The following is an 11,765-nucleotide window of genomic DNA, read 5'->3' as shown; positions in this document are numbered from 1 at the left end:
GCGAACTTTGCAAATCCACAAAGTCCTTCGTATAAGATTTCTCTTTCGCTCCCCCGCTCATTCCTCCGCCGCTCTATCGAAATGACAATGGCGAAGATGTGCGGTGGTAACTTTTTCCTCCCTCTCCTTTGGAGAGGGCCGGGGTGAGGCCTACGGTACCTCTATCGCGTTCAGTATCCCGGTAATAATATTTTCGCTGGTGATGTTTTCTGCTTCGGCCTCGTAGCTTAAGCCAATACGGTGGCGCATTACATCGTGGCAAATAGCACGCACATCCTCGGGTATTACGTAACCGCGGCGTTTAATAAAGGCATAAGCCTTTGCTGCCAGCGCTAAACTAATACTTGCCCTTGGCGATGCACCAAAAGTGATGAGGTTTTTGTAGTGCGCCAATTTGTACTGCTCGGGGAAACGGGTAGCGAAAACAATATCGATGATGTACTGCTCAATTTTTTCGTCCATGTAAACTTCACGAACTATTTTGCGGGCGCGCACAATCTCTTCGGGTTTAATAACCGGCGATGGCTTTGGCATACCGCCCGGTAATATGCTTGAACGGATAATTCTTTTTTCTTCTTCGCGCTCAGGATAGGTAATTACCACCTTCAGCATAAAACGGTCAACCTGTGCTTCGGGCAGCGGATAGGTACCTTCCTGCTCAATAGGGTTTTGGGTAGCCAGTACCAAAAACGGATTGGGCAACGGGAAGGTGTTATCGCCAATAGTTACCTGGCGCTCCTGCATGGCCTCTAACAGCGCGCTTTGCACCTTGGCCGGTGCACGGTTAATTTCATCGGCCAAAATAAAGTTAGAAAACAATGGTCCTTTACGAACAATGAATTCTTCTTTCTTTTGGTTGTAGATCATGGTACCAACCAAATCGGCAGGTAATAAATCGGGCGTAAACTGGATGCGGCTGTACTCGGCCTGGATACATTTGGCCAGCGTATTGATAGCCAAAGTTTTTGCCAGCCCCGGAACACCTTCCAGCAAAATATGCCCATCGGCCAATAAACCGATCAGCAAACGTTCAACCATATATTTTTGCCCCACGATCACTTTATCCATCTCCATTTTAAGCAGATCGATAAAAGCGCTTTCGCGTTGTATCATTTCGTTAAGCGCCCTGATATCTGTTGAATACGATGTGCTGCCGGTAACAGCGCCCGATGAAACATTTTCTGTACTACTTTTAAATTCTTCCATGAACCTTTTTTATTTCGAGAGCAAACTTAAACACACAAACTTTTTTCTGCTAAAAAAATTCCATGTTTAATTGTTAAAATTTGTTAAATCTTTAAGTGTTAGCTGTAAATATAGGTTTTTTATTGGGTTGGGGGAGGCTGAGGTTCGGGTTGCGATGGGCGGGGTTCGAGTTGCGAGTTGGATGGTTCCGGTTGCGGGCCTCGCGTATTTGGTACAAAGACGCAGCGCGGTAAATTGCAGGAACAACACAGTTTGACGTTGTTTTCCGTCGAGACGCAAAATTTTTCGTCTCGACCTCGGGATTTTTAAATTCGAATTTTGCAGCTCCCCGAACCCCGCAACCCGAACCCTGAACCTCACAACTATTTGTAGCTTTGTACCGATATGTATAGAAAGATCTTTTTACTGTTCGCCGCGGCTTTGTTTTTATGCACGGCATCTTACAGTCAAACCCAATATAAAAACATCCCGCTGCCTGTAGCCATCAGTGGTGTTGGCGAAGAATATTCGGGCATGTGTACTTATGCCGGCAGGGTTTACCTGCTGCCGCAATATGGCGATCATAAAACGCTCATTAAAAAAGCTAACCTGAAAGGCGAGTTTTTAATTTACAGCCTGCTTGCCGATAGTATTGGCCGGGTGGTGGATGGCAAGGATACTGCGCTATCGGCCTATAAAAGCCTTAAGGTGGTTAACCTGGATAAACTGCCCGATAGCATAGGCGATGATTACGAGGGTTTTGAAGCTATCAGCATTGTAAATAATACCGTGTTTTTATCGATAGAAACTGATGATAAAGCACAAAACTGCTATCTGCTTAAGGCTAAGCTCGACCTTGCAAATAACCAGGTGGTGGTTGACCCGGAACACATCATCAGCCTTAAAAGGCCCGAACTGATTTACAACGCAGGTTTTGAAGCAGTTACCTGGCTGCCCAAAGAAAAAAAGCTGCTGGCTTATTATGAATACAATGGCATGCCCGACGGCGGGCAGGGATACTTGATAGATACCTCATTTACCAAACAGGCCGAGGCCATTAAAACACCCCGGCTTTATTTCAGAATTACCGATGTAACGGCCACCGGCACAGATCAGCTATTCGGCGTAAATTACTTTTATAATGGCGACTATAAATACTACCTGGACAACGATAAGCTAAACCACCAGGAAAGCAATATCAAAAAAGCCATCCCCAGCCTGAAGGATAGCCTTGATAAAGACGCCGCCTATTTAACCAGGCACACATTTGCCCGTATTGTAACACTAAAAAGCCCGCAAGGCACCCAATGGGAAGAGGTAACTACGTTTAACGGCTACAAAAACAACTGGGAAGGCCTAACGCTTTACCGCAAAGGCGCTTTAATTGTTACCGATGCTAATAACAGCAAAAAACAGGTTGCCATTTTGGCTTACCTGCCTTTTAATTAAGCGCACACTTCATTAAAAAACCAAAACGCCATTGCTATGTAAGGCAATGGCGTTTTGGTTTATCGGGCAAAAGCTTTTAGACTTTTTCGGTTTTTGATTGTTGATTTATACCCGCTTCGGCTATTTGGGTAAGCAGGCTGTCGCAGTTTTTTTCTTCCTGTAAGGTAGAATCTAAAAGCTCGGCAGCTTTGCTGTAGCCCAGCACGGTAGCCAAAGTTTTGAGCGTACCGTAAGAGGCAATTTCGTAATGCTCAATTTTTTGAGCAGCCGAAATAATTCCGGCATCACGGGTCATGCTGCCTTTTTCGGTTTCGGCAATAATTTCTTCGCCCTCTTTAATTAAACCGGCCATCGCCTCGCATTTTACAGCTACGGCTTTTTCGTCTATCGATGCAAAAGCATCTTCCAGGCGGATAATTTGCCTTTCGGTTTCGCTTAAGTGATTTTCAATCGCGGCGCGCAATTTATCAGATGTTGCCGCTTTTGCCATTTTGGGTAAAGCTTTTGTTAAATGTTTTTCGGCCCAATAAATGTCTTTCAATTCATCAATAAACAGTTCGTTCAATGCCGAGTCCTGTACATCCAATGTTTGTTCAGGAGCCTTTGTTTTGGTAGTTGCCATGGTAAATGTTTTTTAAGTTATGTGAAAACTTAAATACAAAGGCAATGCCAAGTTTATTTATTTATCAATAATATTAATTATTATGAAATATTTGATGAATAATCGCTTGTTTGGTATCATGTGTTGTATTGTTTTGAAACTTATTGGTGTATCCAAAATAGTACCACATGCCCAATACAAAGCCCCGGGAATTACGTAATGCTTTTTCAAGGCTTTTAATGTTGCGCCTAAGCCTGATTATTGCAAGCCCCGGCGCAAGATTAGCTCACCCCCATGACTTTTGGCTCAAAACTCGTTCAATTTGTTGTATATGTTGATTATCTTACCGCTTCATGATTTACAATAAAAAGAATATTTTGATAAACCGCATTATCCATTATTATGTAAAGTGGATTGTGGCGCGGCAGTTTCATGAAGTACTGTTTAACAATATCGAAGTTGATAAAAACAAATCGGTGCTGCTGATAGCCAATCATTTTAGTTTTTGGGATGGGCTGATATTGTATTGCGTAACCCAAAAGCTATTAAAAAAGCAATACCATGTAATGGTAGAAGAAAAAACGGTGCATATGCTGCATTATCTTAAATTTGCGGGTGCTTTTTCGATCAACAAAAAATCAAGGGATATCATCGAATCGCTTGATTATGCTGCCCGCCTTTTGGACGATCCGCAAAACCTGGTGCTCATTTTTCCGCAGGGAAAGCTGTTTTCAAATTATGTAGAAGACGTTCATTTTGACAAAGGCGTGTTCCGGATCATGAAAAAAGCATACGGCAAATACCAGCTGGTTTTTGCTTCAACATTTATTCAGTACTTTAAACACAAAAAGAGCACCGCTACCGTTTACTTAAAAAGCGATAACAACAACTATACGAGTATAACAGCGTTAAAAGAAGCTTATCAGCAACATTACAGCAGCTCAAAGCTGCTTCAAACCGAATTTGATATATAAAAGTGACAGTAATTATATTAATCACCCTTTTTTTCATCGTCCTGCGCTTTACGGTTACGCTGTTCAACTTTATATCCGACCCTAAATTGCGGCGGGTAGGTAAACATTACACCAATAAGGTATCCATCCTGGTACCCGCCCGTAACGAGGGCGGCAATATACTTACGCTGCTGCAATCCATCAGCCGGCAGGATTATCAGCATTACGAGGTACTGGTACTTGATGACGGCTCAACCGATGATACTTACGCAGTGTGTGAAAAATTCACAAAGGCGCACCCCCAATTTAAGGTTATTAAAGGTGAGGAACTCCCCGCTGGCTGGATAGGTAAAAATTTTGCATGCCACCAGCTTGCCTTGCAGGCCGATGGCGATTACCTGCTTTTCCTGGATGCCGATGAGCAGGTGCAGCCCGGTTTAATTAATAGCGCCGTACACCGCATGCATACGGGCAAACTGGGCCTGCTAAGCCTGTTTGCCAACCAGGAAATGCAAACCACCGGCGAGAAACTGGTAGTGCCGCTGATGCATTTTATTTTACTGAACCTGTTACCTGTACGCTTGATATCGCTGGTAAAAAACCCTTCTGTTGCTGCAGCCAGCGGGCAGTTTATGCTGTTCGACGCCGCTATTTATCATCAGCAGCAATGGCATAAAGCAGTAAAGGGCAAAGTGGTAGAGGATGTAGAAATTATGCGGCTTATAAAAACCAAAGCTTATAACGGCGAGGCCCTGCTGGCCAACGGCATGATTAGCTGCCGCATGTACAAAAGTTATAACGAGGCTATAGCCGGTTTCAGCAAAAATTTTTTAGCCGCATTCAATTATAGCATCCCGGGGTTTTTAATGTACCTGCTGCTGGTTATTATTTTCCCGTTGTTGTTGTTCATGACGCTGAACCTGCCGCTTATCATGTTCATGTGCGGCCTTATTATCCTTACCCGCATTATGATCTCGCTGGAGTCGGGGCAAAATGCTTTATATAATGTATTATTGCACCCGCTGCAAATGACAAACATGATGTTCATCGCTTTCATATCCATCCAAAAACACCTCACCAAAACTACTGTATGGAAGGGTCGGAGGATTTGAACACGCAATTATCAACCGGCAGCCTAAAAACAGAGCGCATTGCCATTATAATTATAATACTTTTTCACACAGTTGGCATCATAGGATTTAACCTGCCGGGTATCGACAGCTTATTTCTGGATATCGTGCCCTGGCATTTATTGCTCATGGCAGCTGTTATCATCTGGAGCCATAACCGCCCCGATGCCAAATTCGGGTTGTTTGCATTACTGCTGTTTATGCTGGGCTTTAGCGCCGAGTTGATAGGGGTACACACCGGCTGGCTGTTTGGCAGCTACACGTATGGCAAAACACTTGGTATTAAGTTATTCAACGTTCCGCTGATGATTGGTGTAAACTGGTTTTTGCTTATTTATGCCACCGGCGTGCTCATGCAGCGCAGCCGGGTAAAAAATGTTTATGCCCGCATTTTGGTTGGCGCATTGTTGCTTGTTTTGCTTGATATATTAATTGAACCCGTGGCCATCCATTTTGATTACTGGCATTGGACGGACGGCGCTATCCCCATAAAAAATTACTTCTGCTGGTTTGCTGTAAGCGGGCTGATGCTTTTTATATTCGAGAAGTTCAAATTCCCTCCTCAAAGTAAAGCTGCCCCTGTTTTACTGTTAATGGAATTTGTGTTTTTTATGATTTTGGGCCTGGTGAATTGACAGGGTAGTTAAAATTTACCGCCATCAGGCAACGTTTTTTTTAGCCTTGAAGAAAAAATGTGTCTGGCTAAAATAGCTGAAACAGGCTATAAATACAGTAGCTATAATTTTTGATGGAGTTGGATAAATGCCCAGCCAGTCAACAAGTACCTTAAGAAAAATTACATTCAGCAGGATACAAATGGCATTCACTATAATAAACCGCGAAAGCTGTCCTCTTTTGCTCAGGCCCGATTCTTTAAAAACGATATACCTGTTCAGGTAAAACCCCGTACAAAAAGATATGCTGAAAGATAAAGCCAGTGACGCAATGTGCGGACTTAAAGTATACGACCCGATGTGCAGGTTTTGCTTTTTAAAAATGAAATTATAACAAAATGAAAACAGCGTAATATCAAACACCACATTGCCCCCGCCACATGCCGCGTAACGGAAGGTGTGCAAGGGCATCCATTTTTTAAAGGGTTTATAAAACAGATCGATAATGTTAAAAATAGTCCGCCTTATAAAATCGTGTACCTTTCTCATAGATAATGGCAAAGGTAAAATAATTAAAATAAAGTAGGGTTAACTATGCAGCCGGCTTGCGTTAACAACTGGCAGGCAGGTTAAATATGTTCGCGTTTTCAGCCTATTTGCTTTAAACCCCTCTCCCACTCATAGTCCATCCATCAAACCAAGGCATTGCCGCCGCTTTTTTTCGTTAAAATTAACTGCGACGCAAGCGTATCATAATTATTTTTAACGTTTTCAAAATCCCTCAAAGCAAGGCTTAAACCTGCATTTTTAATTTATCCCCCATGTGATACAAGCGTATCAAAATCGATATAATATACTATATATCAGCTATTTATGTAAATTTTATTTGCTTATTACATTTTAAATCGCCTAAATTTGATTTGTAATTATAAACCATACATAAGCCTGTAATTCCTGGAAAACTATTTTGAACAATGCTGTTTTGCCAACATTTAACCAATGCTGTTTTAAACATTAGTTAAACCAATAAAGCGATTTAGCAATGCGTTACCGGCTTTTTGCCATGGATTTTTTGTGCAATCAATTAAACCAAATAATAAATTTTTATGAACATCAACTACAATTTAAAGCGGCTTGCAGCCCTCACCCTGCTACCCGCGGCCTTGCTGTTTTCCTGTAAAAAGGATGCCAACACCGGCGAAGCCAAAGCACAGCCAACCGCCGAAACGGTAGCACGCGCTGCCAATGAAGTGGTAAATGCCTGGGTAACCACGTCCGATCAGTCAAAACTGTTGCAGGCACAGGCCAGCTTCAATTTTGCTGCTGATGCAGGCACCAACGCCACCACCGTAACTGTTGACGAAAACACCACCTACCAGGGGATAGATGGCTTCGGGTTTACCTTAACCGGCGGCAGCGCCAGTTTATTAAACGGGCTGGGCGGCAACCAGGCTGCCGTTTTAAGCGAGCTTTTTGGTACGGCTAACGGGCAGATAGGCATCAGTTATTTACGTATTAGCATCGGCGCATCTGACTTAAGCTCGAGCGATTTTACTTACGACCAGGTGGCCGGCGATGTAAACATGAACAGTTTCAGCATCAGCCAGGAAAACACCGATATGCTGCCGATACTAAAGAAGATCATCGCCATAAACCCATCCATCAAAATTATAGCCACCCCATGGACCGCCCCCACCTGGATGAAGGTTAACACTACCGGCAACAACGGCTACACCGGCGGCAGCTTAAATACGGCGTATTATGATGCCTATGCCCGCTATTTTGTAAAATACCTGCAGGCCATGCAGGCGCAGGGTATTACTATTGACGCCATTACGCCGCAAAACGAGCCGCTTAACCCATACAACAACCCAAGTATGGTAATGCAGGCCAGCGAGGAAGCTACTTTTATAAAAAACAACCTTGGTCCGCAAATAAGGGCGGCCGGTTTTGCTACCAAGATCATCGCTTATGACCATAATACCGACAGGATTGACTATCCGGAGGCCGTTTTAGCCGACGGCGGTGCCAACCCCTATGTTGATGGATCGGCATTTCATTTATACGCCGGTTCAATTGCTTCTTTAACCGATGTGCATAATGCTTATCCTAACAAAAATGTGTACTTCACCGAGCAGTGGGTTGGCGCGCCAAGCAATTTTGGCGGCGACTTGTCATGGCACGTCAATAACCTGGTTATTGGCGCTACCCGCAATTGGAGCCGCAATGTTTTGGAATGGAACCTGGCGGCCGATGTTAACTATAACCCGCATACAGCAGGTGGCTGCAGTACCTGCCTGGGCGCCATTACCGTAAGCGGAACATCAATAACCCGCAACGTAGGCTATTACATTATTGGCCACGCGGCACGTTTTGTACGGCCGGGGGCTGTTCGTATTTCATCAAATGTATCCGGCAGTATACAAGATGTGGCCTTTAAAAATTCGGATGGCAGCAAAGTGCTTATCGCGCTAAATACCGGCTCATCTGCGGTTAGCTTCAAAGTAAAATGGGGTGCCGAATCATTTACTTACTCATTAGCTGCAGGCGCAGTGGCCACTTTTAAATGGAGCGGCACACAATCAAACGGTTCATCCGGTGCGCCAATTGGCTCTGTTATTACCCTGAAGGGCATTAACAACCAGTATGTAAGCAGCGAGAATGGCACCGCTGCCATGAACTGTAACCGCCCAACGGCATCGGCGTGGGAACAATTTACCGTGGTTGATGCCGGCGCCGGTAAAATAGCCCTGCAAGGCATGGGCAAGTACGTATCCAGCGAAAACGGTACGCAAGCCATCACCTGTAACCGAACCTCTATTGGCGACTGGGAAAAATTTGACTGGGTGGTTAACGCCGATGGCAAAATATCGCTCAAGGGCAATAACAGCAAGTACGTATCCAGCGAAAACGGCACCCAGCCCATGACCTGTAACCGCACAACCATATCGGGCTGGGAAGCTTTTGGGGTGAACCAGTAGTTAAATCGTTAAAAAAGTGATTGTCATCCTGAGGTACGAAGGATCTGCCAGCTGTGCCTAACCGGTAGAAAAGTTCGCGAATAGATGCTTCGTTCCTCAGCATGACAGTGTTAATATCTCAAGTTATTTCTCACCAACACGCAATCAATTATATCAATAGCACAAATACCAATCTTATGAAATCAATTCAAAACTTAAAAAAGGGCGCTTTAGCAATAGTTGCCCTGGCTGCTTTAGCCATTTCCTGTAAAAAAGATGCCAACAGGCAAACACCTGCTGCCGTAGCGGCTGCCGAAACCACCCAAACCACCACCCCCAGGGCCGCAACCCTTGTATGGAGCGATGAATTTAACGGTACCAGCGTTAACACCGCCAACTGGAATATCGACAATGGGAACCCCAATGTTAATAACGAGAAGGAATATTATCAGTCGGCAAACGCTACTGTATCCGGCGGTTTTTTAACTATTACCGCCCGTAAAGAAACCGTGGGCGGCCAGCCCTATACCTCGGCTAAGCTGACTACTGCCGGTAAGTTTCAGCCAACATACGGTCGTATTGAAGCCAGCATTAAACTGCCTGCAGTGCAAGGTACCTGGCCCGCTTTCTGGATGCTGGGCGCCAATATAAATACCCCCGGAGTTGGATGGCCTCAATGCGGCGAAATTGACATTATGGAACAGGTAAACACCTCCAATACCATATTGGGCACCATGCACTGGTATAATAACGGGCACGTTCAGTATGGCGGCAGTACAACAACTACCCCCACCGGATTCCATACCTACGCGGTAGAGTGGGATACCAATTCTATCAAATGGTATGTAGATAATACGCTGTATGTTACCGGGAATATTGCCGGCAACATCAACAATACCGGTGCTTTTCATAATCCCTTCTTCATCATCCTCAACCTGGCCATAGGTGGCGACCTGCCCGGCAATACTATTAATGATGGCGCTTTGCCTTGCAATATGGTGGTTGATTATGTGCGGGTATACAACCTTTCGGGCAGCAGTACATCGCCCCCAATTGGTTCAAACATCACCCTGAAAGGGTTTAACAACCAATACGTAAGCGGCGAGAATGGTACGCAGGCCATGTGGTGTAACCGTGCAACCGCCCAGGCCTGGGAAACTTTTACCGTTGTGGATGCAGGCGGCGGCAAAGTGGCCCTGCAAAGCATGGGTAAATATGTATCGAGCGAAAACGGCACGCAGGCTATTACCTGTAACCGCACCACTATCGGCGATTGGGAAAAATTTGACTGGGTAACCACCTCTGATGGGAAGGTTACCCTGAGAGGCAATAATGGCAAATTTATTTCGAGCGAAAATGGCACACAAGCCATGACCTGTACCCGTACAACAGCAGCGGGCTGGGAAGCTTTTGGCGTAAATCAATAGTTAAATTTATATTGGCCTGTTCCTTTGCGTGGGGCAGGCCATTTTTTACCTGATGAAAAAGTTTACAAGCTTTTATTTTATGCTGATGATAAGCGCCTGCCTGGTTCATGCGCAACAGGTAGCAAACAAACTGCAGGTTGATGTTGGTACGGGTTACTTGCAGGAAAATTTTCGGTGGTCAATATCCGGCAATATCAGCGGCCAAAACCCCAATGTACTTTCAGAACTTAAATGGATGAACGTTGGCGGGCAAAATGTAGCCGCATCTGTAAGCTATAACTTTTGGAAAAAATTCGTCGTTTATGGCGATTACTTCCGGCAGTTCATATCCTCCGGCACGGTAAACGATAGCGATTATGGGGCCGATAACCGCAGCAACAATACCTACAACCAAACCTTCAACGCCAATAAAGGTAGCGCCAGTTTATGGAACCTTGGTGTTGGGTATATTATTTTTAATAAATATCGTTTTAGCATGGTACCTTATATTGGTTACGGCGAAAATAAGGAAGCTCTCCGCCTGCTCGACCGGGGCGGCATGTTCCCGGGTTTGAACAGTTCCTATTCACCTCAATGGAAGGGCGGTTTTTTAAAAGTAATTTCATCTGTAACCATCGTTCCAAAATTAAAGTTCAAGGCCGATGTTACCTATCACCAGGTAAGCTACAACAGCAACGGCAACTGGAATTTGATCACCAGTTTTCAGCACCCGGTGAGCTATCGCCACCATGCCAATGGTTACGGGGTGGAAGCGGGTGGAAAGTTAAATTATGATATCGTTAATCACCTTGCCATCCAAATTGGCGGTAACTATTTTACGTGGCAAACAGGTAACGGAACCGACCAGCTTTACCTCAATAACGGCCAAATTGACAAAACTCAATTGAATGGTGTGTCTCGGGTTGGCTTCGGGGTATCCGGAGGTGTGAGTTTGGGATGGTAAAGGTGCATCAACGGTATGCTAAAAAACAGTAATGACATGGCTGTAAATGCGGTTGTTGTGGATACAATAATATTTTGAGGATCTCTTTAAAAAAGCGGTGGGAATGTGCGATTCCCCTCTAGGGAGCTACTGTGTGTACACATCTTTGGGAAACGTACCAATAATAAAAAAAATGTCATTTCGAACGAACCGGGGAGGGCTTTGGGCGTTGGCGTGAGGAGAAATCCTATACGTCATGCTTGCAAATTTGCATGGTTGAATACATGACGTATAGGATTTCTCCTCGTACCTCGTTCGTATTCTAGGTTTCCAACAATTCCAAACTTAATTAAAAATAAGTTTTTTCAGGCTGATCTCCGGTAGTTTTCCACATACATTTCCTGCCTCTTTACTAACGAAAACATCCGCAGGATTAGCTTGAATTTCACGTTGTTTAATACCAGCCCATATTCTTTATGTTTTAGTTTACTTTCTGCATAGCCCTTCAACTCAGGATCATGCTG

Annotated in this window: 10 protein-coding genes; 7 read left to right on the top strand and 3 right to left on the bottom strand. The window is 44.5% G+C overall.

Going from position 1 to position 11,765, the window contains the following annotated elements; genetic code table 11:
• Positions 1 to 150: 150 nt before the first annotated feature.
• The gene (locus BMX56_RS04855) at positions 151 to 1,110 is read right to left on the bottom strand and encodes an AAA family ATPase (RefSeq protein ID WP_369829632.1); all 960 of its coding nucleotides are present in this window, start codon (positions 1,108 to 1,110) and stop codon (positions 151 to 153) included.
• Positions 1,111 to 1,590: 480 nt separating this feature from the next.
• Here BMX56_RS04855 and BMX56_RS04850 point away from each other — a divergent pair, with 480 nt between their 5' ends.
• Positions 1,591 to 2,634 carry a hypothetical protein gene (locus BMX56_RS04850; RefSeq protein ID WP_090641761.1) on the top strand — a complete coding sequence of 348 codons (1,044 nt, stop codon included), beginning with the start codon at positions 1,591 to 1,593 and terminating at the stop codon, positions 2,632 to 2,634.
• 76 nt (positions 2,635 to 2,710) lie between these two features.
• On the opposite strand, the gene BMX56_RS04845 is transcribed toward BMX56_RS04850, so the two are convergent.
• The gene (locus BMX56_RS04845; protein ID WP_090641759.1) at positions 2,711 to 3,256 is read right to left on the bottom strand and encodes a YciE/YciF ferroxidase family protein; all 546 of its coding nucleotides are present in this window, start codon (positions 3,254 to 3,256) and stop codon (positions 2,711 to 2,713) included.
• A gap of 332 nt (positions 3,257 to 3,588) precedes the next feature.
• Between BMX56_RS04845 and BMX56_RS04840 the strand changes: the two genes are divergently transcribed.
• The 3 genes from BMX56_RS04840 to BMX56_RS04830 are packed head-to-tail and all read left to right on the top strand — an operon-like array spanning position 3,589 to position 5,953.
• Positions 3,589 to 4,209: a 1-acyl-sn-glycerol-3-phosphate acyltransferase gene (locus BMX56_RS04840; RefSeq protein WP_090641755.1), complete on the top strand. Its 621-nt coding sequence runs from the start codon at positions 3,589 to 3,591 to the stop codon at positions 4,207 to 4,209.
• A 2-nt stretch (positions 4,210 to 4,211) separates the two neighbouring features.
• The gene (locus BMX56_RS04835) at positions 4,212 to 5,300 is read left to right on the top strand and encodes a glycosyltransferase family 2 protein (protein ID WP_090641752.1); all 1,089 of its coding nucleotides are present in this window, start codon (positions 4,212 to 4,214) and stop codon (positions 5,298 to 5,300) included.
• Complete coding sequence (locus tag BMX56_RS04830) at positions 5,279 to 5,953, top strand: carotenoid biosynthesis protein (RefSeq protein ID WP_090641749.1); 675 nt, start codon at positions 5,279 to 5,281, stop codon at positions 5,951 to 5,953. The genes BMX56_RS04835 and BMX56_RS04830 overlap by 22 nt, the downstream gene beginning before the upstream one ends.
• A 24-nt stretch (positions 5,954 to 5,977) precedes the next feature.
• Here the strand turns inward: BMX56_RS04830 and BMX56_RS04825 are convergent, their stop codons facing one another.
• Positions 5,978 to 6,481: a GtrA family protein gene (locus BMX56_RS04825; RefSeq protein WP_090641746.1), complete on the bottom strand. Its 504-nt coding sequence runs from the start codon at positions 6,479 to 6,481 to the stop codon at positions 5,978 to 5,980.
• 557 nt (positions 6,482 to 7,038) lie between these two features.
• Here BMX56_RS04825 and BMX56_RS04820 point away from each other — a divergent pair.
• From BMX56_RS04820 to BMX56_RS04810, 3 genes are all read left to right on the top strand, one after another.
• Positions 7,039 to 8,913: a glycoside hydrolase family 30 beta sandwich domain-containing protein gene (locus BMX56_RS04820; protein ID WP_090641743.1), complete on the top strand. Its 1,875-nt coding sequence runs from the start codon at positions 7,039 to 7,041 to the stop codon at positions 8,911 to 8,913.
• Positions 8,914 to 9,014: 101 nt separating this feature from the next.
• Positions 9,015 to 10,319, top strand: a complete 1,305-nt coding sequence (locus tag BMX56_RS04815) for a family 16 glycosylhydrolase (RefSeq protein ID WP_255369773.1) — start codon at positions 9,015 to 9,017, stop codon at positions 10,317 to 10,319.
• A 52-nt stretch (positions 10,320 to 10,371) separates the two neighbouring features.
• Positions 10,372 to 11,262: a hypothetical protein gene (locus tag BMX56_RS04810; protein WP_143065364.1), complete on the top strand. Its 891-nt coding sequence runs from the start codon at positions 10,372 to 10,374 to the stop codon at positions 11,260 to 11,262.
• The last annotated feature ends 503 nt before the right edge of the window (positions 11,263 to 11,765 follow it).

Source organism: Mucilaginibacter sp. OK283 (genome assembly GCF_900110415.1).
Taxonomy (GTDB): Bacteria; Bacteroidota; Bacteroidia; order Sphingobacteriales; family Sphingobacteriaceae; genus Mucilaginibacter.
This window is presented reverse-complemented; position numbering and strand designations above follow the sequence as displayed.